The sequence below is a fragment of the Brevundimonas sp. GCM10030266 genome (assembly GCF_042666595.1).
In the GTDB taxonomy this organism is placed as follows: Bacteria; Pseudomonadota; Alphaproteobacteria; order Caulobacterales; family Caulobacteraceae; genus Brevundimonas.
The window spans coordinates 77,778-99,303 of sequence record NZ_JBHTCY010000004.1 but is presented as its reverse complement, the minus strand read 5'-3'; the positions used below and the strand labels follow the sequence as shown (position 1 = coordinate 99,303).

24 protein-coding genes are annotated in these 21,526 nt (G+C 66.5%); all 24 read right to left on the bottom strand.

Annotation, left to right across the window (positions count from 1 at the left end):
• Positions 1–12: 12 nt before the first annotated feature.
• The gene (frr, locus tag ACFQQC_RS12715) at positions 13–570 is read right to left on the bottom strand and encodes a ribosome recycling factor (RefSeq protein ID WP_376862783.1); all 558 of its coding nucleotides are present in this window, start codon (positions 568–570) and stop codon (positions 13–15) included.
• A gap of 30 nt (positions 571–600) precedes the next feature.
• Positions 601–1,344 carry a UMP kinase gene (gene pyrH / locus ACFQQC_RS12710; protein WP_376862782.1) on the bottom strand — a complete coding sequence of 248 codons (744 nt, stop codon included), beginning with the start codon at positions 1,342–1,344 and terminating at the stop codon, positions 601–603.
• Between the two features lie 85 nt (positions 1,345–1,429).
• On the bottom strand, positions 1,430–2,548 hold the full coding sequence (locus tag ACFQQC_RS12705) for a DUF3089 domain-containing protein (protein WP_376862781.1): 1,119 nt from the start codon (positions 2,546–2,548) through the stop codon (positions 1,430–1,432).
• A gap of 74 nt (positions 2,549–2,622) precedes the next feature.
• Entirely contained in the window at positions 2,623–4,296 is a 1,674-nt protein-coding gene (locus ACFQQC_RS12700; protein ID WP_376862780.1) for a ribonuclease J, read from the bottom strand.
• Complete coding sequence (locus ACFQQC_RS12695) at positions 4,293–5,075, bottom strand: type III pantothenate kinase (protein ID WP_376863224.1); 783 nt, start codon at positions 5,073–5,075, stop codon at positions 4,293–4,295. The genes ACFQQC_RS12700 and ACFQQC_RS12695 overlap by 4 nt, the downstream gene beginning before the upstream one ends.
• Positions 5,072–5,821 (bottom strand): biotin--[acetyl-CoA-carboxylase] ligase, encoded by a 750-nt coding sequence (locus tag ACFQQC_RS12690; RefSeq protein WP_376862779.1) that lies wholly within the window; start codon positions 5,819–5,821, stop codon positions 5,072–5,074. Before ACFQQC_RS12690 ends, ACFQQC_RS12695 begins: the two co-directional genes overlap by 4 nt.
• Positions 5,822–5,825: 4 nt before the next feature.
• Positions 5,826–7,277 carry an NADH-quinone oxidoreductase subunit NuoN gene (gene nuoN / locus ACFQQC_RS12685; RefSeq protein WP_376862778.1) on the bottom strand — a complete coding sequence of 484 codons (1,452 nt, stop codon included), beginning with the start codon at positions 7,275–7,277 and terminating at the stop codon, positions 5,826–5,828.
• A gap of 7 nt (positions 7,278–7,284) precedes the next feature.
• Positions 7,285–8,763 (bottom strand): NADH-quinone oxidoreductase subunit M, encoded by a 1,479-nt coding sequence (locus ACFQQC_RS12680; protein WP_376863222.1) that lies wholly within the window; start codon positions 8,761–8,763, stop codon positions 7,285–7,287.
• Between the two features lie 11 nt (positions 8,764–8,774).
• Positions 8,775–10,880: an NADH-quinone oxidoreductase subunit L gene (nuoL, locus tag ACFQQC_RS12675; RefSeq protein ID WP_376862777.1), complete on the bottom strand. Its 2,106-nt coding sequence runs from the start codon at positions 10,878–10,880 to the stop codon at positions 8,775–8,777.
• Positions 10,881–10,882: 2 nt separating this feature from the next.
• Entirely contained in the window at positions 10,883–11,191 is a 309-nt protein-coding gene (nuoK, locus tag ACFQQC_RS12670) for an NADH-quinone oxidoreductase subunit NuoK (RefSeq protein ID WP_376862776.1), read from the bottom strand.
• Positions 11,191–11,817, bottom strand: coding sequence for an NADH-quinone oxidoreductase subunit J (locus tag ACFQQC_RS12665; protein ID WP_376862775.1), 627 nt, complete (start codon positions 11,815–11,817; stop codon positions 11,191–11,193). The genes nuoK and ACFQQC_RS12665 overlap by 1 nt, the downstream gene beginning before the upstream one ends.
• A gap of 74 nt (positions 11,818–11,891) precedes the next feature.
• Complete coding sequence (nuoI, locus tag ACFQQC_RS12660) at positions 11,892–12,383, bottom strand: NADH-quinone oxidoreductase subunit NuoI (RefSeq protein WP_376862774.1); 492 nt, start codon at positions 12,381–12,383, stop codon at positions 11,892–11,894.
• Positions 12,380–12,598 (bottom strand): hypothetical protein, encoded by a 219-nt coding sequence (locus ACFQQC_RS12655; protein ID WP_376862773.1) that lies wholly within the window; start codon positions 12,596–12,598, stop codon positions 12,380–12,382. The genes nuoI and ACFQQC_RS12655 overlap by 4 nt, the downstream gene beginning before the upstream one ends.
• Complete coding sequence (locus ACFQQC_RS12650) at positions 12,595–12,828, bottom strand: hypothetical protein (RefSeq protein ID WP_376862772.1); 234 nt, start codon at positions 12,826–12,828, stop codon at positions 12,595–12,597. The genes ACFQQC_RS12655 and ACFQQC_RS12650 overlap by 4 nt, the downstream gene beginning before the upstream one ends.
• Entirely contained in the window at positions 12,828–13,892 is a 1,065-nt protein-coding gene (nuoH, locus tag ACFQQC_RS12645) for an NADH-quinone oxidoreductase subunit NuoH (protein WP_376862771.1), read from the bottom strand. The genes ACFQQC_RS12650 and nuoH overlap by 1 nt, the downstream gene beginning before the upstream one ends.
• 6 nt (positions 13,893–13,898) lie before the next feature.
• Complete coding sequence (nuoG, locus tag ACFQQC_RS12640; protein ID WP_376862770.1) at positions 13,899–15,944, bottom strand: NADH-quinone oxidoreductase subunit NuoG; 2,046 nt, start codon at positions 15,942–15,944, stop codon at positions 13,899–13,901.
• A gap of 40 nt (positions 15,945–15,984) precedes the next feature.
• Entirely contained in the window at positions 15,985–16,440 is a 456-nt protein-coding gene (locus tag ACFQQC_RS12635) for a TM2 domain-containing protein (RefSeq protein ID WP_376862769.1), read from the bottom strand.
• Between the two features lie 76 nt (positions 16,441–16,516).
• Positions 16,517–17,050 carry a hypothetical protein gene (locus ACFQQC_RS12630; RefSeq protein ID WP_376862768.1) on the bottom strand — a complete coding sequence of 178 codons (534 nt, stop codon included), beginning with the start codon at positions 17,048–17,050 and terminating at the stop codon, positions 16,517–16,519.
• Positions 17,037–17,417 (bottom strand): hypothetical protein, encoded by a 381-nt coding sequence (locus ACFQQC_RS12625; protein ID WP_376862767.1) that lies wholly within the window; start codon positions 17,415–17,417, stop codon positions 17,037–17,039. Before ACFQQC_RS12625 ends, ACFQQC_RS12630 begins: the two co-directional genes overlap by 14 nt.
• Before the next feature lie 2 nt (positions 17,418–17,419).
• The gene (gene nuoF, locus ACFQQC_RS12620) at positions 17,420–18,733 is read right to left on the bottom strand and encodes an NADH-quinone oxidoreductase subunit NuoF (protein ID WP_331046690.1); all 1,314 of its coding nucleotides are present in this window, start codon (positions 18,731–18,733) and stop codon (positions 17,420–17,422) included.
• Between the two features lie 5 nt (positions 18,734–18,738).
• Positions 18,739–19,008 carry a hypothetical protein gene (locus ACFQQC_RS12615; protein ID WP_376862766.1) on the bottom strand — a complete coding sequence of 90 codons (270 nt, stop codon included), beginning with the start codon at positions 19,006–19,008 and terminating at the stop codon, positions 18,739–18,741.
• Positions 19,005–19,667, bottom strand: coding sequence for an NADH-quinone oxidoreductase subunit NuoE (gene nuoE, locus ACFQQC_RS12610; protein WP_376862765.1), 663 nt, complete (start codon positions 19,665–19,667; stop codon positions 19,005–19,007). Before nuoE ends, ACFQQC_RS12615 begins: the two co-directional genes overlap by 4 nt.
• The gene (locus ACFQQC_RS12605) at positions 19,664–20,932 is read right to left on the bottom strand and encodes an NADH-quinone oxidoreductase subunit D (protein ID WP_376862764.1); all 1,269 of its coding nucleotides are present in this window, start codon (positions 20,930–20,932) and stop codon (positions 19,664–19,666) included. The genes nuoE and ACFQQC_RS12605 overlap by 4 nt, the downstream gene beginning before the upstream one ends.
• The gene (locus tag ACFQQC_RS12600; RefSeq protein WP_376863221.1) at positions 20,932–21,525 is read right to left on the bottom strand and encodes an NADH-quinone oxidoreductase subunit C; all 594 of its coding nucleotides are present in this window, start codon (positions 21,523–21,525) and stop codon (positions 20,932–20,934) included. The genes ACFQQC_RS12605 and ACFQQC_RS12600 overlap by 1 nt, the downstream gene beginning before the upstream one ends.
• Position 21,526 lies beyond the last annotated feature (1 nt).

Below are 21,526 nucleotides of genomic sequence, written 5' to 3'. Positions count from 1 at the left end.
GCAGATCCGCCGTCAGACCTGCATGATCTCAACTTCCTTGGCCTTCAAGGTCTCGTCGATGCGCTTGATGGCCGCGTCCGTGTCCTTCTGGACATCGGCTTCCATCTTCTTCTGCTCGTCCTGGCTGATGTCCGAAGCCTTCTCGGCCTTCTTCAGGTCATCGTTGGCGTCGCGGCGCACGTTGCGCACGGCGATCTTCTGCTGCTCGGCGTACTTGCCGGCCAGCTTCACATATTCCTTACGGCGCTCCTCGGTCAGCGGCGGGATCGGGATGCGCAGGGTCTGGCCGTCGACGATCGGGTTCAGGCCCAGGCCGGCGGCGCGAATGGCCTTCTCGACCGAAACCACCATCCCCTTGTCCCAGACGCTGACCGAGATCATGCGCGGCTCAGGCACGCTGATGGCGGCGACGGCGGTCAGCGGCGAGGTCGAGCCATAGGCCTCGACCCGGACCGGATCCAGCAGGCCCGCGTTGGCGCGGCCGGTGCGCAGGCCGGAGAACTCCTCCTTCAGGGCGTCGACCGCCTTGTCCATGCGGTCGCGGTAGGTCTTGAGATCGGGCTTGGCCATGATCGTGTCTCTCGTGTTCTTGTCGGTTTGTCAGGCGGCCTTGCCGTCGGCGCTGATGACGGTGAAATGACCCTTGCCGGTCAGGGCGTTACGGAACGAGCCATCCTCGCGAATGGAGAAGACCACGATCGGGATGCCCGAGTCACGCATCAGGGCGACGGCCGAGGCGTCCATCACCTTGAGGTCACGCGCCAGGACATCGTGATAGGTCAGGGTGTCGTAACGGGTCGCGGTCGCATCCTTCTTCGGGTCGGCGGTATAGACGCCGTCCACACTGGTGCCCTTCAGCAGGGCGTCGCAGCCCATCTCGGCGGCGCGCAGCGCGGCGCCCGAGTCGGTCGTGAAGAACGGCGCGCCCACACCGGCGGCGAAGATGACCACGCGACCCTTCTCGAGGTGACGCAGGGCGCGGCGGCGCACATAGGGCTCGGCCACGGCGTTCATGGTCAGGGCGCTCTGCACCCGGGTCTGCACGCCGATCTTCTCAAGCGCGGCCTGCATGGCCAGGGCGTTCATCACCGTTGCCAGCATGCCCATGTAGTCGGCCGAGGCGCGGTCCATGTCGCCAGCCGCCTTCGACAGGCCGCGGAAGATGTTGCCGCCGCCGATGACCAGACAGATCTCGACGCCCTCGCGGGCCACGTCGGCGATGGCGCCGGCCACGTCGGCCACGGTCTTCATGTCGATGCCGTAGCCCTGATCGCCCATCAGCACCTCGCCCGAGACCTTCAGCAGGACACGTTTGTAGCGGAACTCGGACGGGGCGTCGGGCATGGGGGGCGGACCTTGGGCGGGGGAATCGGCTCCTTATAGGAAGCTCGTCGCCCGCTTCAAAGCCCGGAAGCGGTCTGTCGGCGGATCACTGACCGCCGGAGGGATGCGCGCCGCGCCATGCCGCGACCCGATCCACGGCATTAGCCCACAGCGCGCCGTAGAACAGACCATAGTCCTGCAGGTGATAGCTGCCGGCCAGCCGGGTCAGATTATCGCTGTAGGTCGGCCCCGCCGTGGAGGCCAGATCGACCTCCAGCATCCCCGCGTGACAGCGCGCCCCGGTCAGCCCCTGATCCAGCGGCGGCAGGACGGTCCGGGTCTCCGGATAGGGTCTGGCTGGGAACGGCAGGCTGCCGGGATTGGCGCTCGCCGGCTCCGGCGTCTCCGCATCCCCTGCCCGCCAGCTCAGCGGGTTCACGCACAGGGCCGGCGCCTGTTCGTCCCGCTTCAGCGCCCCGCGCCACCAGTAGGTCTTGTCGTTGATGACGATGCGCGACAGCCCGTTGCCGATCTTCCCGGCGTTCCAGCTGACCACGCAACCGGTCTGGCGGGCGCTGTCGCAGACCGGCAGGCCAGCATCGCCGAAGTCCGCCGGCACATAGCCGCCGATCAGATAGGCCACGACAAGCCGATCCTGCAGCGGCGTACCCAGCACCTCCTCCTGAACCAGCCGGATCGCATGCATCGTGCCCTGACTGTGCGAGGCGAGGATAAAGGGCCGCCCGTCGTTGTGCTCGGCCACGAAGGTCCGGAAGGCGGCGCGGAGGTCGGAGTAGGCCGGCGCCACCGCCCCGTCGTCACTCAATCCCTTCAGCGTCGCCTGCCGGTAACGCGGCGCATACAGGCGGCAGCAGCCGTTGAAGACGCTGATCTGCGCCCCCTGCACCGCCGGGTTCAGCGGCGCCGCGGTGTTCGGAGCGTCCCACGGCACGTTCCAGACATCGCTCGCCGAACTCGTGGTCGGATGGATGAAGAAGACATCGGCGGGCGCGTCCGCCTCGCCTACGGGAGTCAGTCCCCGCGGAACCGACCGCTGCGGCCCGTCCTGCCCGGGCAGAGCCAACCAGGCTTCGGGCCGACCATAGTCCGGGGCGGGCGGCGGCGCGGTCTGTGCAAACGATTGCGGCGGTCCGCCCGCACAGGCGCTCGTCCCGACCAGGGTCAGGGCGATCAGGGTGACCAGAGAAACATGACGCAGGCGCATGGGCGGTCTCCGACGGCTGTAGGCCCCAGTGAACCGCCCTGCCGCTACGACAGGTCAACCGCCATTCCGCGCCGTCAGAGCCGCAGGATGATGGTCTCGACGATGGGGCGACGGTCCCAGATCTGCTGGCTGGCCTTCTTCAGCACCCGGGAGATGGCCTGTTCGATGACCTGATCGTCCTCGAGCGCCTCGCCCTTCAGCTTCATCACCGTCTGTTCGACCCGTTCCGCCAGATCATCCAGCGCGTCGCCCAGCGGGGCCTCCTCGTCGCCGGGCAGACCGATGCCGCGCACGTCGATGTCGCTGACGATCTTGCCGCGCCGGTCCATGGCGAAGCCGACGATCAGGATGCCGTTGGTCGAGGCGTGACGCCGCTCGTGCAGGGCCTCGCCCTGTTCGGTGACCAGACGCCCGCCGTCCACATACAGCCGGCCGCTCGGAACCTCGTCGATGATCGCCGCCGGACCGGGCGCCAGGCGCACCATGTCGCCGTTGCGCGGGGTCACCGCTTCCGGAACGCCCATGTCCTTGGCCAGATTGGCGTGTTCGGCCAGGTGGCGGCGCATGCCGTGGGTCGGGACGGCGATCTTCGGCCGCGCCCATTCGTACATCTGCTTCAGTTCGTCGCGGCACGGGTGGCCGGAGACGTGGATGCCGCGGTGATCCTTCTCGGTGTAGAGGCGCACGCCGCGGTCCGCGAGCTTGTCCTGCAGACGCCCGACCGACAGCTCGTTGCCCGGGATGACCCGCGACGAGAAGATGCAGTGGTCGCCGTTCGACAGCTTCACATAGGGATGGGTGCCCTCGGCCACGCGCGACAGGGCCGCGCGGACCTCGCCCTGGCTGCCGGTGCAGAGATACAGGATCTCGTCGGCCGGCCAGACCCGGGCCTCCTGCTCGCTCAGGAACGGCTTGATGTCGTTCAGCATGCCGACGTGCTTGGCGGCGGCGGTGATCCGGTGCATCGACCGGCCGGCCAGCAACACCCGGCGTCCGGCGGCCTCGGCGGCGCGGATCACGCTGTCCATCCGCGCCACGTTCGAGGCGAAACAGCCGACGGCGATCCGGCCCTTCAGCCCGCTGATCAGTTCCGACAGCGCCTCGCGCACGCCGCCCTCTGACCCCGCCGAACCTTCGACGAAGACGTTGGTGGAATCGCAGACCATGGCCAGCACGCCCTCGTCGCCGAGGCGCGAGATGGCGTCGGCGTCGGTCACGCCGCCGACGACGGGATCATCGTCGATCTTCCAGTCGCCGGTGTGCAGCACCGTGCCCAGCGGCGTCTTGATGGCCAGACCGTTCGGCTCGGCGATCGAGTGGGTCATGGTGATCATCGTCACCTGGAACGGTCCCAGGTCGATGGTCCCGCCCAGCGGCACCTCGATCAGCTCGACCTGATCCAGAATGCCCGCCTCGCGCAGCTTCTCGCGGATCAGATAGGCGGTGAACGGCGTCGCATAGACCGGCGCCTTCATCCGCGTCCACAGCCAGCCCAGGGCGCCGATGTGGTCCTCGTGGGCGTGGGTCAGGACGATGCCGCGGATCTTCTCGCCTTCGAGGAAGGCAGGATCGGGCACGATCACATCGACGCCGGGCGTCGACAGGTCGCCGAAGGTCACGCCCACGTCCACGATCAGCCATTGCCGGTCGCGCTCGGGGCCGTAGCCGTACAGGTTCAGGTTCATGCCGATCTCGCCCGACCCGCCCAGCGGCAGGAAGACGAATTCGTCGTCAGCTTGTTTTTTCATATGTCCCTGGAAGTGGTGTTCCGCCGCCAGATTTCCAGCAGGCCGCGGATGGTCAGGTCCGGATCAAACCGGTCGATACTGTCGGTCGCGCCCTCGAACAGGGAGACCACGCCCCCCGTGCCGATGACGGTCATGGGCTTGCCCCACTCGGCCTTGATCCGGGCCACGAGGCCCTCGATCAGGGCGATGTAACCCCAGAAGACGCCGGACTGCATATTGGTCACGGTGTCCTTGCCGATCACCTTGTCCGGCTTCTGGATGGCGATGCGCGGCAACATGGCCGCCGCCTCATGCAGGGCCTGCAGGCTCAGGTTCACCCCCGGCGCGATGATCCCGCCCTCGAAGGCGCCGTCGGCGGCGATGACGTCGAAGGTCGTGGCCGTGCCGCTGTCGATGACGATCAGGTCGCCCGGATAAAGCAGATGCGCCCCGATGGCGTTGACCAGCCGGTCCGCCCCCGCCTCGCTCGGCTTGAGGATGCGCACCGGTATGCCCAGCTCGACATTGTCGCCGATCACCAGCGGTTCGCTCGACAGATAACGGCGCGACAGGTTGCGCAGGTTGAAGATCGACTGCGGCACCACGGACGAGATGATGCATCCCGTCAGGTCCGCCAGCGCCAGTCCGCGCGTGGTCAGCAGCTGGGCCAGCCACACCGCATATTCGTCCGCCGTGCGCTGCGAGTCCGTCGACGCGCGCCACTGGGCGATCCACTCGCTCCCGTCGTGCACGGCGAACAGCGTGTTGGTGTTGCCCTGTTCGATCGCCAGCAGCATCAGTGGGTCTCCCCGAAGAACACATCGCCCGCCGAAATCAGCCGCAGCGAACCATCCGCCAGCCGCAGACGCAACGCCCCGTCCGGCGCAACGCCCTCGGCCCGGCCCTCGATGGTCTCATGGCCCAGCCGCGCCACGGCGGGACCGTCCAGCCCCGGCGTCCGCGCCGCCCAAGCGTCGAGGATCGGCTGGAACCCCAGCGTCTCCCAGCGCTCGAACCAGACCCCGAAGGTCTCGGCCAGTTCCTCGGCCGCCCGCTCCACCTTCGGCGGGGCGATGTGGCCGGCGGACAGATGGTGCGACAGGGCCGTGGCGGGGCGCTCGGTCCCCTCCGGCGCCTCGGCCAGATTGACCCCGATCCCCACGGCCAGCCACAGGCTCCCATCGGCGTGGGCGCCGGACTCGACCAGGATGCCGCTGGCCTTCACGCCCGCGAGCATCACGTCATTGGGCCATTTGATCGTCACCACGGACGGCGGCGCATAGCGGTCCAGCAGGTCCGCCACGGCCAGGGCCGCGATGAAGGTCACCTGCGCCGCCTCGGCGGGCGGCTTGCGGGTGGTGGTCAGCAGGGTGCTGAACAGATTGCCGGTATGGCCTTCCCACGCCCTGCCCCGCCGACCGCGCCCGGCGCTCTGGCGTCGGGCGGCGATCCACAGCGGTTCGGTCTCGCCCGCCTCGGCCCGGCGGCGGGCCTCGGCGTTGGTGGAGTCGATCTGGTCGAGCAGCAGGACCGGCGCGGTCGCCAACGGCCTAGCTGACCCCGAAGCCCGTCGCGGCGCGCGAGGCCAGCGGTTGGAGCCAGATCAGGGCCACGATGACCAGCGGGAAGCTGAAGGCGGCGGCCGCCAGGGCGATGGTCTTGGCCTCCACCGGCGCGGCGTCGGTCGGCGCGGTCCCTTCCGGGGCCGGGTCGAACCACATCACCTTGATGATGCGCAGGTAGTAGAAGCCCGCCACGACCGAGGCCACCAGACCCGCGACAGCGACGGCCGGCATGATGCCACCCGCATCGGCCGCGGCGCCGAAGACATAATACTTGGCCCAGAAGCCCGACAGCGGCGGCATGCCCAGCACCGACAGCGACAGGATGGTCAGCGCGATGGTGGTCAACGGACGCTCCTTGCGCAGCCCGGCCAGGTCCTGGACCTTGCGGATCGGACGGCCGTTGCGGCTCAGCGACAGCAGCAGGCCGAAGAAGCCGAACTGGTCGATGATGTACAGGGTCATGAACATCAGCATGGCCTCGACGCCCAGCGTCGTGCCCGCGGCGATGCCCAGCAGGGCGTAGCCGATGTTGGCGATCGACGAATAGGCCAGCAGGCGCTGGATGTCCTTCTGGACCAGACCCCCGAAAGCCCCGACGGCGAAGCTGATCAGCGAGATCAGGATCAGCACCTGCGCCCACTGCTGGTGCGAGTTGGCGAAGGCGCCTTCCAGCGTGCGGGCGATCAGGACCATGGCGGCCATCTTCGGGGCCGAGGCGAACAGGGCCACGACCGGCGTCGGCGCGCCCTCATAGACGTCCGGGGTCCACATGTGGAACGGCGCGGCCGAGATCTTGAAGGCCAGACCCGAGATCAGGAACACGAGGCCGAAGACCAGACCCGTCGACGGGTTGGTGGCGGCGTAGGCGGCGATGTCCTCGAAGCGCATCGAACCGGCGAAGCCGTAGATCAGGCTGGCGCCGTACAGCAGCAGGCCCGACGACAGGGCGCCCAGCACGAAATACTTCAGGCCCGCTTCCGACGCCTTCAGGTCGTCGCGGTGATAGGCCGCCAGCACATACAGGGCCAGCGAGTGCAGCTCGATCCCGACGTACATCGAGATCAGGTCGCCCGACGACGCCATCATGCCCATGCCGGCCGAGGCCAGCACGATCAGGACCGGATATTCGAACTTGGCGATCTTCTGGCGGTGCATCCAGCCGTTGCCGAGGATGATCGCCACCGCGCTGGACAGGAAGATCACGGCCTTGCCGTAGACGGACAGCGGATCGGCCACATAGGCGCCGTTGAAGGCCTGCCCCAGCGGACCGGTGACGGTCACCGCCGTCGCGGCCAGCAGCAGCAGGACCGACAGCCACGACACGACGCGCGTGCTGCGCTCGCCCGAGAAGGCGCCGATCATCAGCAGCACGAGGCCGCCGACGGCGAGCGTGATCTCGGGAGCCGAGAGACGGAGGGCGGAAATCAGATCAGGCATCATGGTCTCAGCCACCGATCGCGAGTTGATAGGCGGACGTCAGGCCGCTGACGGCGGCATTGGTGTAGTCCAGCACCAGACCGGGCTGCACGCCCAGCCAGATGGTGCCGACGATCAGGGGCACGAAGATCAGCAGCTCGCGCTTGTCGATGTCCGCGATGTCCTTGAGCTTCGGATTGGTGATCTCGCCGAACATGACGTTGCGATACAGCGTCAGCGCATAGACCGCCGAGAAGATCACGCCCGAGGCGGCCACCAGCGCCGTCCAGGTCGACACCTGGTAGATGCCGGTCATGGTCAGGATTTCACCGATGAAGCCCGAGGTGCCCGGCAGGCCGACGTTGGCCATGGTGAACATCAGGAAGATGGCGGCGAACCACGGCATCCGGCTGGTCAGACCGCCGTAGAAGGCGATCTCGCGGGTGTGCATCCGGTCATAGACGACGCCGACGCAGAGGAAGAGCGCGCCCGAGATCAGGCCGTGGCTCAGCATCTGGAAGATCGCGCCCTGAACGCCCTGATCGTTGCCGGCGAAGATGCCCATGGTCACGAAGCCCATGTGGGCGACCGACGAATAGGCGATCAGCTTCTTGATGTCGGTCTGACGGAAGGCGATCAGCGAGGTGACGACGATGGCGATGCCCGACATCGCCCAGACCAGCGGCGCGAACATCTGCGACGCCTGCGGGAACATGGGCAGGTTGAACAGCAGGAAGCCGTAGCCGCCCAGCTTCAGCAGGATGCCGGCCAGGATGACCGAACCCGCCGTCGGCGCCTGAACGTGGGCGTCGGGCAGCCAGGTGTGCACCGGCCACATCGGCATCTTCACCGCGAACGAGGCGAAGAAGGCCAGCCACAGCCAGGGCTGCACGGTCGGCGAGAAGGCGTACTCCTTCAGCTCCGGGATGCTGGTGGTGCCGGCCTCATGGGCCATCCACAGCATGGCCAGCAGCATCAGCACCGACCCCAGCAGGGTGTAGAGGAAGAATTTGTAGGCCGCGTAGATCCGGTTCTGACCGCCCCACACCCCGATGATGATGAACATCGGAACGAGGGTGCCCTCGAAGAAGATGTAGAACAGGAACAGGTCCAGCGAGGTGAAGACGCCGATGACCAGCGTCTCCAGCACCAGGAAGGCGATCATGTAGTCGCCGACACGGTCCTTGATCGAGTTCCAGCTGGCCAGAACGCAGATCGGCATCAGGAAGGCGGTCAGCAGGACGAACAGGATCGAAATCCCGTCCACGCCGAGGTGGTAGCTCGCGCCTGAGAACCAGGCGAAATGCTCGACGAACTGATAGCCCGCGCTCTGCGGGTTGAAGGTCGCGACCAGCACGACCGACACAGCCAGCACGGCCAGGGTGGTCGCCAGTGCGATCCAGCGGGCGGCGCTGTCGGAACCGCCCTTCCCGCCCAGGCGGGTCAGCAGCAGCAGGGCCGCGCCGACCAGCGGAAGGAAGGTGACGATGCTCAGGATGAAGGGGATCTGGGGCAAGATCAGGCTCCCCACGCGGTAAGGGCGAAGGCCAGGAAGAGGCAGAGACCGATGAGCATCACGAACGCATAGAAATAGACGTAGCCGGACTGGAAGCGGGCGAGCCCGCCGGCGAATTTGCGGGACAGCCAGGCGACACCGTTGGGTCCGCCGCCGTCGATGATCTTCACGTCGGCGACCTTCCAGAAGAAGTCGCCCAGCGCCTTGGCGCCCTTCACAAACACGAAGTCATACAGCTCGTCGACGTACCACTTGTTGTACAGGAAGGCGTGAACCGCGCTGCCGCGATCGGCCATGCGGCGGGCCATGCCCTCCTTCACGACGTAGATCCAGTAGGCGACGAAGGTGCCGATCAGGGTCATCACCAGCGGCGACCACTTCACCCAGGTCGGGACAGCGTGGGCCTCATGCAGGACGTGGTTGTGCTCCGCGGTGAAGATCGCGCCGCGCCAGAACTCGTTCTCGTGGTGCCCGGTGAAGAAGGGCTCGAACACCATGCCCGCGAACACGGCGCCGACCGACAGGACCAGCAGCGGCACGATCATCACCCAGGGGCTCTCGTGCGGCTTCAGCGGGCCATGATGGTGGTGGTCGTCGTGGGCGTGATCGTCATGATCCGCCAGCGGCTCGTCATGGGTCTCGATCTGGGCGTGCGACGCATGGGCGTCGTGCGCGTGGCCATGGGCGTGATCGTCGTGATGGGCGTTCTCTTCCTTCCACACAGGCTTGTTGTGGAAGGTCATGAACACCAGACGCCACGAATAGTAGGCGGTCAGGCCGGCGGCGAGGATGCCGACGAAGAAGGCGAACAGGCCGATCGGCGAGTGGTTCGACGCCGCAGCGGCGAAGGCGCTCTCGATCACGATGTCCTTCGAGTAGAAGCCCGCCAGACCGCCGATGCCGGGGATGCCCAGGCCGGTGATGGCGATGGTGCCGATGGTCATCACCGCATAGGTGATCGGCAGCAGCTTCCACAGGCCGCCCATCTTCCGCATGTCCTGCTCGTGGTGCATGCCGTGGATCACCGAACCGGCGCCCAGGAACAGCAGGGCCTTGAAGAAGGCGTGGGTGAACAGGTGGAACATGGCCGCCTCATAGGCGCCCACGCCCGCGGCGAAGAACATGTAGCCGAGCTGCGAACAGGTCGAATAGGCGATGACCCGCTTGATGTCATTCTGGGCCAGACCGACGGTGGCGGCGAACAGGGCCGTCACCGCGCCGATGGTGGCGACGATGGCCGAAGCGCCCGGCGCATACTCGAAGATCGGCGACAGCAGGCAGACCATATAGACGCCGGCGGTGACCATGGTCGCCGCGTGGATCAGCGCCGACACCGGGGTCGGGCCTTCCATCGCGTCCGGCAGCCAGGTGTGCAGGAAGAACTGCGCCGACTTGCCCATCGCGCCGATGAACAGGAGGAAGGCGGCCAGGTCGAGCGCCGACCAGTTGTGGCCCAGGAACTCCCAGCCCTTGCCGGCCATGGTCGAGATCATCGGGAACAGTTCGGCGAACTGGATCGTGCCGAACATCCAGAAGACGGTGAAGATGCCCAGGGCGAAGCCGAAGTCGCCGACGCGGTTGACCACGAAGGCCTTGATGGCGGCGGCGCTGGCCGAGGGCTTCTTGTACCAGAAGCCGATCAGCAGGTACGAGGCCAGACCCACGCCTTCCCAGCCGAAGAACAGCTGCATGAAGTCGGCGGCGGTCACCAGCGCCAGCATGGCGAAGGTGAACAGCGACAGGTAGGCGAAGAACCGCGGCTTGTCCGGGTCCTCGGCCATGTAGCCCCAGGAATAGAGGTGAACCAGCGACGAGACGCTGGTCACGACCACCAGCATGGTGGCCGACAGGGCGTCGATCCGGATCGACCAGTTCGACACGAAGTCGCCGACGTGGATGAACGGCGCCAGGGTGATGGTGAAGGGCTCGAGATGGCCCCAGGTCCACTGGCCGAAGACCGTCCAGGAGACGGCGCAGGCGAAGAACAGCAGGCCCGTGGTGATGGACTGCGACAGGACATTGCCCAGACGGCGGCCCGACAGGCCGACGATGGCTGCGCCGAGCAGCGGGGCGAAGATCCCGAGGGTGACGAGAAGCTGGAGGTTCACGATCAGCCCTTCATGACCGAGGCGTCGTCCACGGCGATGTCGCCGCGGTTACGGAAGAAGGTCACCAGAATGGCCAGACCCACGGCGGCTTCAGCGGCCGCGACGGTCAGGACGAACATGGCCATGATCTGCCCGGACACATCGTTCAGGTAGCTCGAGAAGGCGACGAAATTGATGTTCACGGCCAGCAGGATCAGCTCGACCGACATCAGGATGATGATGACGTTCTTGCGGTTCACGAAGATGCCGAAGACACCGATGGTGAACAGAATGGCGGCGACCGCCAGGTAGTGCGACAGGGTGACGACCATCAGACCAGATCCTCGGGATTGACGCCCGCGCCGGTCGAGACCGACTTGACTTCCATGGCCTTCTTCGCGTCGCGACCGACCTGGTCGGCGACGTTCTGGCGCTTGATGCCGGGCTTGTGGCGCAGGGTCAGGACGATGGCGCCGATCATCGCGATCAGCAGGACGATGCCCGCTGCCTGGAAGAAGTAGACGTAGTCGGTGTAGAGCACCCGACCGATCGTCTCGATGTTGGAGGCGTCGGCGGTCGCGGCGACCGGGCCGACCGCATCAGCCGCGACGCCGCTGGTCGCGACGGTCAGCGAGATCAGGATCATCTCCGCCAGCAGCACGCCCGCCACGATGATCGCCAGCGGCAGATACTGCGCGAAGCCCTCGCGCAGCCGCAGGAAGTCGACATCCAGCATCATGACGACGAACAGGAACAGCACCGCCACCGCGCCGACGTAGACGACGACCAGCAGCATGGCGAGGAACTCCGCGCCGAGCAGGATGAACAGACCCGCCGCCGTGAAGAACGTCAGGATCAGGAAGAGCACGCTGTGCACGGGGTTCTTCGAGGTGACGACCAGAAGGGCGCTCACCACGGCCACCGCCGCCAGCAGATAGAAGGCAATGCCTTGCAACATCGGAGGCCTCAGCCCCTTTCGGTTATGGGCGGCAATCCCGACTGGAATCGCCCTCCCCGTTTCGCGTCTGCGCCTTAACGGTAAGGCGCGTCGAGTTCCAGATTCTTGGCGATCAGCCGTTCCCAGCGATCCCCGTTCGAGAGCAGGCGGTCCTTGTCGTACAGCAGTTCCTCGCGCGTCTCGGTCGTGAACTCCGAGTTCGGACCTTCGACGATCGCGTCCACCGGGCAGGCCTCCTGGCACAGGCCGCAGTAGATGCATTTCACCATGTCGATGTCGTAGCGGGTCGTGCGGCGGCTGCCGTCGGCGCGCGGTTCGGCCTCGATGGTGATCGCCTGGGCGGGGCAGATGGCCTCGCACAGCTTGCAGGCGATGCAGCGTTCCTCGCCGTTCGCATAGCGGCGCAGGGCATGCTCGCCGCGGAAGCGGGGCGACTGCGGGTTCCGCTCGAACGGATAGTTCACCGTCATCTTGGGACGGGCCATGTACTTCAGGGTCAGGCCGAAGGCGCCGACGGCGTCGATGAGCAACGCGCCCTTCGCGGCCTGTACGAGACGGTTCATCATTGTTGCGCACCTCCGGCACGCGGGCATTCGCGGGCGTAACGCTCGCTCTGTTTATCCATCGCCTCGCAGCGGCGAAGGCGCTCGGCCTCCTCACGCTCGATGCGTTCCTGCCGCTGCTGCCACTGATAGGCCGACACAGGCAGGGGTTCGTAGGGTTGCGCGGCGCAGGCGCCGAGCGTCAGGGTCGCCAGGACTAGGGCGGTCAGACGGATCATCGGCCCCTCCTCACCACGCGGTCGCAGCCGTCGGGCTGGTCGTCGCGGTCGCTGCGATCGTCCCGGCAGGCCGGGTGGTTGCGCGCATTGCGGTCACGCGCCCGCTCGGCCCGGGCCATGTCGCCCATGGGGGAGCTGACGTCCGGCTGGATCGGCCGGAAGACGCTCGTGCACCCGCCGGCGGCCAGGGCCGCCAGCATCAGGCCGGAAAGGGCGAGCGCGCGGATCATCAGCCGCCCACCGCGAACACGCGCCAGGCCGCGGTGAAGACGACCGCCACCAACGAGGTCGGCAGGAAGATCTTCCAGCCCAGACGCATCAGCTGGTCATAGCGGTAGCGCGGCACGAAGCCCTTCACGATGGCGAACATCAGGAACCAGAAGACGATCTTGGCGAAGAAGGTCAGCAGGTAGATCGCGTACTCGATCCACGCCGGCAGGGCGTCCAGCCAGGCCTGCGGCACGCCGGGGTTCCAGCCGCCGAAGAACAGGATCGAGATCATGGCGCACATGAAGACGATGTTCACGTACTCGCCCATCATGAAGAGCAGGTACGGGGTCGAGCTGTATTCCACCTGATAACCGGCCACGAGTTCCGACTCGGCTTCAGGCAGGTCGAACGGCGGGCGGTTGGTCTCGGCCAGGGCCGAGACGAAGAAGACGATCATCATCGGGAACAGCACGAGGATGGTGGGCCAGGTGTCCGCGCCGCCGCCGAAGACGAACCAGTTCCAGATCCCGCCCTGCTGGGCCGAGACGATCTCGGACAGGTTCATCGTGCCGGCCAGCAGGATGACGTTGATGATCACCAGACCGATCGAGACTTCATACGACACCATCTGCGCCGCCGAGCGCAGGGCGCCCAGGAACGGATACTTCGAGTTCGAAGCCCAGCCGCCCATGATGATGCCGTAGACGCCCAGCGAGCTGATCGCGAGCACATACAGGATGCCGATGTTCAGGTCCGAAATGACCCAGCCCGGCGCGAACGGAATGACCGCCCAGACCATGAAGGCCGTGATCACGGTGATGATCGGCGCCAGCAGGAAGACCGACTTGTCGGCGCCGGCCGGGACGACGATCTCCTTCAGCACGAATTTGATCATGTCCGCGAAGGACTGCAGCAGGCCGAAGGGGCCGACGACGTTCGGGCCCTTGCGCATCTGGATGCCGGCCCAGACCTTGCGGTCGGCCAGCAGCAGGAAGGCGACGGCCACCAGCACGCCGACGGTGACGAGCAGGATCGCGCCTGTGGTGGCGAGGGTCCAGCCGAGAGGAGTGGTCCAGAAGTCCATAGAGCCTTACTCCGCGGCCATCGCGACCGGGGCGATCCGCTGGGCGGACAGCTCGGCCATCGTCACGCTGGCGCGCGTGATCGGATTGTTCAGGTAGGGGTCGCGCACCGTCGAGGCGAAGGCGATGTCGCCCAGGTCGCCCTTCTTGCCCAGCGCCGCCACGTCGAACGACGCGGGCTCCGGCAGGTAGTCGATGCGGCCGAAGGTCGGATGATCCGCCATCAGCGTCGAACGCAGGGCGTCCAGGGTGTCGTACGGCAGGGTCTGGCCGACCGAAGCCGACAGCGCGCGCAGCACGGCCCAGTCTTCCTTGGCCTGGCCCTTCGGGAAGACGACGCGCTCGGCCATCTGCACCCGGCCCTCGGTGTTGACGTACAGGCCCGACTTCTCGGTGTAGGCGGCGCCTGGCAGGATCACGTCGGCGCCATGCGCGCCGCGGTCGCCGTGGCTGCCCAGATAGACGCGGAAGGCGTCCGAGGCGGTGACGTTGATCTCGTCGGCGCCCAGCAGGAACAGTACGTCCAGCGCGCCCGGCTTGACCATCTCCAGAGCCGTCTTGCCGCCCTCGCCCGGGACGAAGCCCATGTCGAGGCCGCCCACGCGCGCGGCGGCGGTGTGCAGGACGTTGAAGCCGTTCCAGCCGTCCTTGACCAAGCCGACCTTCTTGGCCAGCGCGCCCAGGGCGTTCAGCACGGCCGGGCCGGTCTCGCCGGTCAGGGCGCCCGCGCCGACGATGATCGCCGGACGCTCGGCCTTGGTCAGGAAGTCGACCGCGGCCTTCGGCAGCTTGCCGACGGTCTTCGAACCGGCGCCCAGCCAGTTGTAATCGAACGTCAGATTGGCCTGTTCGCCGATCAGGCCGATCTCGGTCTTGCCGGCCAGCCAGGCCTTGCGCAGACGGGCGTTCAGCAGCGGGGCCTCGGTGCGCGGATTGGCGCCGATGACCAGAACGGCATCAGCGTTTTCAATACCTTGCAGGCCGGAGTTGAACAGCCAGCCTTCGCGGGGGCCGACGCCGAGCGCGGCGCCGTCCTGACGGCAGTCGGTGTTGGCCGAGCCCAGGGCGCGGAACAGGTCCAGCGCCGCCTTCATCGATTCCGCGTCCTGCAGGTCGCCGGCGATGACGCCGATGCGGTCGGCCGAAGCGGCGGTCAGCTTGGCGGCCACGGCGCCCAGGGCCTCATCCCACGAGGCGGCGCGCAGGCGGCCGTTCTCGCGGATGTAGGGGCGGTCCAGACGCTGGCGTTGCAGGCCATCGACGGCGTAGCGGCTGACGTCCGACAGCCACTCCTCGTTGATGCCTTCGTTGACGCGCGGCAGCACGCGCATCACTTCCGAACCCTTGAAGTCGGCGCGGATGTTCGAGCCCAGCGCGTCCATGACGTCGATGGTCTCGGTCTTCTTCAGCTCCCACGGACGGTAGTGGTACTGCCACGGGCGGTGCGTCAGGGCGCCCACCGGGCACAGGTCGTTGACGTTGCCCGACAGCTCGCTGTCGATATTTTTTTCCAGATAGGTGGTGATCTCGGCGTCCTCGCCGCGCGAGATCATGCCGATGTCCGGCACGCCGGCCACTTCGGTGATGAAGCGGACACAACGGGTGCACTGGATGCACCGCGTCATGAAGGTCTTCACCGTCGGACCCATGTTCTTTTCTTCGACCGCGCGCTTGTTCTCGGCATAGCGCGAGCCGTCACGGCCATAGCCGACGGCCTGGTCCTGCAGGTCGCACTCGCCGCCCTGGTCGCAGATCGGGCAGTCCAGCGGGTGGTTGATGAGCAGGAACTCCATCACCCCTTCGCGGGCCTTCTTCACCATGGGCGTGTCGGTGAAGATTTCCTGGCCGTCGGCGGCCGGGAGCGCGCACGAAGCTTGCGGCTTCGGCGGTCCCGGCTTTACCTCGACAAGGCACATGCGGCAGTTGCCGGCGATCGACAGCCGCTCGTGATAGCAGAAGCGCGGAATTTCATGACCGGCGCGCTCGGCGACCTGGAGCACGGTCATACCGGGCTCGAACTCGGTCTCGACGCCGTTGACTTTCGCGATGGGCATTACCCGCGACCTCTGCGTTTCTTAACTTAAGCGGACTTGATCAGAACCAGGACTTGTCGCCGACGACGTAGTCGCGGTGGAAGTCCTCGTCGGATTTGACCAGGTAGATGATGAATTCGATGAAGGCGATCAGACCGATGATCATCGGCGGGATCGCGATCAGCACCCAGCCAATGGTGCCGCACAGCAGCATGATCACGCCGGCGGTCGTCTTGCCGAGATAGAATTTGTGGATGCCGAGCCAGCCGACGAAGAGGGCCAGCAGGGCGGCGACGATCTTGTTCTTGTCGCTGCTCGACGCGATGCGCTGGGTCGAGGTGACGTAGATGTTGGTGGCGACGCCATCGACCACTTCAAAGTCGACGTCCGAGCCGGCCAGCGTGCCCGTGGTCTCGCCCATCAGGCCGCCGCGGGTGAAGGTGTAACGGCCGCCGTCGTCGCCGCTGATGAGGCCCGAGCCGGCGTAGTCGTCAAAGTTCAGAATCTTGCCGCGCATAGTCAAACTCCCCTTTTGAACAAGCTACGGACCGGCGACATCGCCGCGTCCATCGAAAGGCACGTCACCACGGTCATCAGCGATGCTCCGCGGCCAACTCGACCGTCTGCGAGGCGGTCGTACCGTCCGGCAGGGTCGTGTTGATGGTGATGGCGTCCCCGTCAAGGACGAAGCGGGTGACCGGATCACCGGACTGGTTCATCCAGCGGTCGGCTTCCGGCGTCGGCGCGTCGAGCGGCTTCCAGCTGATCAGGTCGCCGTCCACGCGGCACTGGCCGCCCCGGCGTCCGCCGTCGACCGGCGCGCGCCAGGACAGGTTCACCACCTGCCCGTCGATGCCGTCCACCTGCATGGCCGAAACCTCCTGCCCGTGGATCGCCGCCATCCCCGCCTGACAGACGCGCCGCAGGTCGGCGGCGGTCAGCACCGCCGGCACGCTGGCCTCCCCGTCCGAGGCCGGGTTGGTCGCCGACACGGTTTCCACCGGGGTCGAGGCAGGCGCGTCCGTCCGCTCGCCGCAGGCGGCGAGGGTCAGGAAGGCCAGCATCGAAACGGCGGTCAGGCGCATGCCCGAAAGAAATTGGTGGTTGGAAAGGTCAGCCGAAAACATTCGCCACCCTCCTCTCAGGCCGACCAGAACCGATAATGGACCAGTTCATCCGCTTCCAATGCGGAAGAATGAGCGCGGCGATCATGACCGCCGGGACGATCAAGGCCCACGGACCGAGTATCGGATACTGATCGTAATTTCCGTTCTCCACCAGCACGTGCCACGCCTGCCGCGCAACTCCCAGGCCGAGCCCGACCAGCAGCGGCCAACGGCTCATCCGCCACATGGCGATAACCGCCCAAGCCCCATAGACCGCATTGAAAGCAGCCATCGGAAACTCGCCGCGCGCGACCCAGCCCGCCACCGCAAGAGCGCCGGTGACGCTCCAAAGAGCGACGACAACAAGGATCGAGATCGGCGGACGCATCGTTACTCCGCGGCGATCGCGTGGCCGGCGAAGTTCGCGCGGCGGCTGCGGTAGGTGGAGATGCGGTCCTCGATCTCGTGGCGGAAGTGACGGATCAGACCCTGAACCGGCCAGGCCGCCGCGTCACCCAGGGCGCAGATCGTGTGACCTTCGATCTGGGTCGAGACTTCCAGCAGCATGTCGATTTCGGACGGGTCGGCCTCGCCGATCGCCATCCGCTCCAGCACGCGCCACATCCAGCCGGTGCCTTCACGGCACGGCGTGCACTGGCCGCAGCTCTCGTGCTTGAAGAAGTAGCTGATGCGGGCGATCGCCTTCACGATGTCGGTCGACTCGTCCATCACCGTGACACCGGCGGTGCCCAGCGACGAGCGCAGCTCGCGCATCGAGTCGAAGTCCATCAGGGCCACTTCGGCCTGCTCGCGGGTGATCACCGGGCAGGACGCGCCGCCGGGGATGATGGCTTTCAGATTGCCCCAGCCGCCGCGCACGCCACCGCCGTGATCCTCGATCAGCTGACGCAGCGGGATAGACATGGCCTCTTCGACCACGCACGGCGTGTTGATGTGCCCGGCCAGCGACATCAGCTTGGTGCCGGTGTTGTTCGGGCGACCGAAACTGGCGAACCAGTCCGCGCCGCGGCGCAGGATCGTGCCGACCACGGCGATGGATTCCACATTGTTCACGGTCGTCGGGCAGCCGTAGAGGCCTGCGCCGGCCGGGAACGGCGGCTTCAGACGCGGCTGACCCTTCTTGCCTTCCAGCGACTCCAGCAGGGCCGTCTCTTCACCGCAGATGTAGGCGCCGGCGCCGTGGTGGATGTAGACGTCGAAGTCCCAGCCGTGGACGTTGTTCTTGCCGATCAGCTTGGCCTCATAGGCCTGCTTGACGGCGGCTTCCATCCGCTCGCGCTCCAGCACGTACTCGCCGCGCAGGTAGATGTAGCAGGCATGGGCCTGCATCGCGAAGCTGGCGATCAGGCAGCCCTCGATCAGCAGCTGCGGATCGTGGCGCATGATCTCGCGATCCTTGCAGGTCGCGGGCTCGGATTCATCGGCGTTGACGACCAGGTAGTGAGGACGATCCTTCACTTCCTTGGGCATGAAGGACCACTTCAGACCGGTCGAGAAGCCGGCGCCGCCGCGTCCGCGCAGGCCCGAGTTCTTGACGTTGGTGATGATCCAGTCCCGACCGAGGTCGAGCATGTCCTTGGTCGCGTTCCACGCGCCGCGCTTCTTCGCGCCCTCAAGGCCCCAGTCCTGGAGACCGTAGAGGTTGGTGAAGATGCGATCCTTGTCTTCGAGGATACCGACCATGGTTCCTAGAGTCCTTCCGCCAGACGGCGCTTGTGGTAGCGGGTACGCAGGTAGGTTGCGGTCAGGAACGAGACCCAGCCGGCGGCGACGAGGCCATAGGCGACCACCATCAGGGCTTCGATTTCCGGCAGCGCGTCGTAACGCGTGGCGACGACATAGCCGGCGCCCAGCAGGATCAGCGCAAGGCCGCCCAGCCGGAACGGACGGCCGACAGCCTTGAGCTCGGCCCGGTAGGCCGCACGGCCCTCCTCCGTGTCGAGATCATGCTGGCTCATGCGGTCACCGGATCGCTGTTGGGCAGCTTCTTGATCGGCTTGGCGGCCGAGCCGTCATACAGTTTCGGATCGGTCAGGGTCAGGGCCCCGCCCACCGGCTCCGAGGTGTGACGACCGACGCGCGACCCCGGCTTCGGCTTCTTGCCGGCGGCGAAGTCGTCGATGATCTTCGCCAGATCGTCCGGCGTCAGGTCCTCGAAATAGTAGTCGTTGATCGCGGCCATCGGGGCATTGGCGCAGGCGCCCATGCACTCGACCTCTTCCCAGGTGAAGCGGCCGTCGGCGCTCAGCGTCTGCTTGGGCCCGATCTTCTTCTTGCAGACGTCCATCAGGTCGTTGGCGCCGCGCAGCATGCACGGCGTCGTGCCGCACACCTGGATCAGCGCCGCCGTGCCGACCGGCTCCAGCATGAACATGGTGTAGAAGGTCGCGACCTCCAGCACCCGGATGTAGGGCATGCCCAGCAGCTCGGCGATCGCGCGGATGGCGGGCTCCGAGACCCAGCCTTCCTGCTTCTGGACCAGCCACAGGATCGGGATCACCGCCGACTGCTGGCGGCCTTCCGGATATTTGGCGATCCACCAGTCGCACTTGGTCTTGGTCGCCTTCGAGAAGGCGAACGAGGCCGGCTGTTCCTTGGCGAGACGACGAACGCTCATCGGTCCACTTCTCCGAAAACGATGTCGAGCGAGCCGAGGATGGCGGACACGTCGGCCAGCTGGTGGCCACGGTTCATCCAGTCCATCGCCTGCAGGTGACGGAAGCCCGGGGCCGAAATCTTGACCCGGTACGGTTTGTTCGAGCCGTCGGACACCAGATAGATGCCGAACTCGCCCTTCGGCGCCTCGACGGCGGCGTAGGACTCGCCCTCCGGCGTCCGGAAGCCCTCGGTGTAGAGCTTGAAGTGGTGGATCAGCGCTTCCATCGAGCGCTTCATCTCACCGCGGCGCGGCGGGACGATCTTGTTGTCCTCGACCATCACCGGCTCACCGGGGCAGTTGCGCAGCTTGTGGATGCACTGCTCCATGATGCGCACCGACTGCTTCATCTCCTCGACGCGGCAGAGGTAGCGGTCCCAGCAGTCGCCGTTCTTGCCGACCGGCACATCGAACTCGAGGTCCGCATAGCACTCGTACGGCTGGGCCTTGCGCAGATCCCAGGCGATGTCCGAGCCGCGCAGCATCACGCCGGTGAAGCCCCAGTCCAGGGCCTCCTGCTTGGACACCACGCCGATGTCGACGTTGCGCTGCTTGAAGATGCGGTTCTCGGTGACCAGCGCCTCGATGTCCTTCAGGGCGTCGGGGAAGGTCTGGCACCAGCGACCAATGTCGTCGATCAGGTCCATCGGCAGGTCCTGGTGGACGCCGCCCGGGCGGAAGTAGTTGGCGTGCAGACGGGCGCCGCAGGCGCGCTCGTAGAACACCATCAGCTTTTCGCGCTCTTCGTGGCCCCACAGCGGGGGCGTCAGGGCGCCGACGTCCATGGCCTGCATGGTCGCGTTCAGCAGGTGGTTCCCCACCCGGCCGATCTCCGAATACAGCACCCGGATCAGTTGGGCGCGGTAAGGCACCTCGATCCCGAGCAGCTTCTCGATGGCCAGACAGAAGGCGTGCTCCTGGTTCATCGGCGCCACGTAGTCGAGACGATCCAGATAGGGCACGTTCTGGAGGTAGGTGCGCGCCTCCATCAGCTTCTCGGTGCCGCGGTGCAGCAGGCCGATGTGCGGGTCGACGCGGGTGACGATCTCGCCGTCCAGCTCCAGCACCAGACGCAGCACGCCGTGCGCGGCCGGGTGTTGCGGGCCGAAATTGATCGTGAATTTGCGATCGTCCATCTGACGCGCGTGCGCCGTCCGGCCATCGTCCATGTCGTCGAAGACGTCGGTGGCGCCGATCGGAGCCGGAATGCTCGAACCCTCAGCCATCACTTCACCTTCTCGTCGCCCGGCAGAACCGGGGCGGGGTACTCGGCGCCTTCCCAGGGCGACAGGAAGTCGAACTGACGGAACTCCTGGGTCAGCTTGACGGGTTCGTAGATCACCCGCTTCTGCTCCTCATCGTACCGCACCTCGACATAGCCCGTCATCGGGAAGTCCTTGCGCAGCGGATGCCCCTGGAAGCCGTAGTCGGTCAGGATGCGGCGCAGGTCCGGGTGACCCGAGAACAGCATGCCGTACATGTCGAACGCCTCGCGCTCGAACCAGTCGGCGCACGGATAGACCGACACGGCGCTCGGCACCGGCTGGACCTCATCCGTCGTCACCTTGACGCGCACGCGCACGTTCCGGGTCAGGGACAGCAGGTGATAGACCACCTCGAACCGCTCCGCGCGATCCGGGAAGTCCACGCCGCACAGGTCGATCAGCTGCTGGAAGCCGAAACGCTCTTTCAGCGCCTTCAGCACGTCCAGGATCTGCTCGCGCTCGGCGACCAGGGTCAGTTCCCCGAACGCCACCTGCGCCTGCACGCCCAGCTCGGCCACCATCTCGGCGCCCAGCGGCGTCAGGGCCGTTTCCAGC

Excerpts from the sequence above, each read along its gene's own strand:
- nuoG (WP_376862770.1), bottom strand. The coding sequence starts at position 15,944 with ATGCCCATCGCGAAAGTCAACGGCGTCGAGACCGAGTTCGAGCCCGGT.
- nuoK (WP_376862776.1), bottom strand. The coding sequence starts at position 11,191 with ATGGTCGTCACCCTGTCGCACTACCTGGCGGTCGCCGCCATTCTGTTC.
- ACFQQC_RS12700 (WP_376862780.1), bottom strand. The coding sequence starts at position 4,296 with ATGAAAAAACAAGCTGACGACGAATTCGTCTTCCTGCCGCTGGGCGGG.
- ACFQQC_RS12650 (WP_376862772.1), bottom strand. The coding sequence starts at position 12,828 with ATGATCCGCGCGCTCGCCCTTTCCGGCCTGATGCTGGCGGCCCTGGCC.
- pyrH (WP_376862782.1), bottom strand. The coding sequence starts at position 1,344 with ATGCCCGACGCCCCGTCCGAGTTCCGCTACAAACGTGTCCTGCTGAAG.
- ACFQQC_RS12705 (WP_376862781.1), bottom strand. The coding sequence starts at position 2,548 with ATGCGCCTGCGTCATGTTTCTCTGGTCACCCTGATCGCCCTGACCCTG.
- nuoN (WP_376862778.1), bottom strand. The coding sequence starts at position 7,277 with ATGCCTGATCTGATTTCCGCCCTCCGTCTCTCGGCTCCCGAGATCACG.
- nuoE (WP_376862765.1), bottom strand. The coding sequence starts at position 19,667 with ATGAGCGTTCGTCGTCTCGCCAAGGAACAGCCGGCCTCGTTCGCCTTC.
- ACFQQC_RS12665 (WP_376862775.1), bottom strand. The coding sequence starts at position 11,817 with ATGTTGCAAGGCATTGCCTTCTATCTGCTGGCGGCGGTGGCCGTGGTG.
- ACFQQC_RS12615 (WP_376862766.1), bottom strand. The coding sequence starts at position 19,008 with ATGAGCCAGCATGATCTCGACACGGAGGAGGGCCGTGCGGCCTACCGG.
- ACFQQC_RS12630 (WP_376862768.1), bottom strand. The coding sequence starts at position 17,050 with ATGTTTTCGGCTGACCTTTCCAACCACCAATTTCTTTCGGGCATGCGC.
- ACFQQC_RS12655 (WP_376862773.1), bottom strand. The coding sequence starts at position 12,598 with ATGATCCGTCTGACCGCCCTAGTCCTGGCGACCCTGACGCTCGGCGCC.
- ACFQQC_RS12625 (WP_376862767.1), bottom strand. The coding sequence starts at position 17,417 with ATGCGTCCGCCGATCTCGATCCTTGTTGTCGTCGCTCTTTGGAGCGTC.
- ACFQQC_RS12605 (WP_376862764.1), bottom strand. The coding sequence starts at position 20,932 with ATGGCTGAGGGTTCGAGCATTCCGGCTCCGATCGGCGCCACCGACGTC.
- ACFQQC_RS12635 (WP_376862769.1), bottom strand. The coding sequence starts at position 16,440 with ATGCGCGGCAAGATTCTGAACTTTGACGACTACGCCGGCTCGGGCCTC.
- nuoI (WP_376862774.1), bottom strand. The coding sequence starts at position 12,383 with ATGATGAACCGTCTCGTACAGGCCGCGAAGGGCGCGTTGCTCATCGAC.
- nuoF (WP_331046690.1), bottom strand. The coding sequence starts at position 18,733 with ATGGTCGGTATCCTCGAAGACAAGGATCGCATCTTCACCAACCTCTAC.
- nuoH (WP_376862771.1), bottom strand. The coding sequence starts at position 13,892 with ATGGACTTCTGGACCACTCCTCTCGGCTGGACCCTCGCCACCACAGGC.
- frr (WP_376862783.1), bottom strand. The coding sequence starts at position 570 with ATGGCCAAGCCCGATCTCAAGACCTACCGCGACCGCATGGACAAGGCG.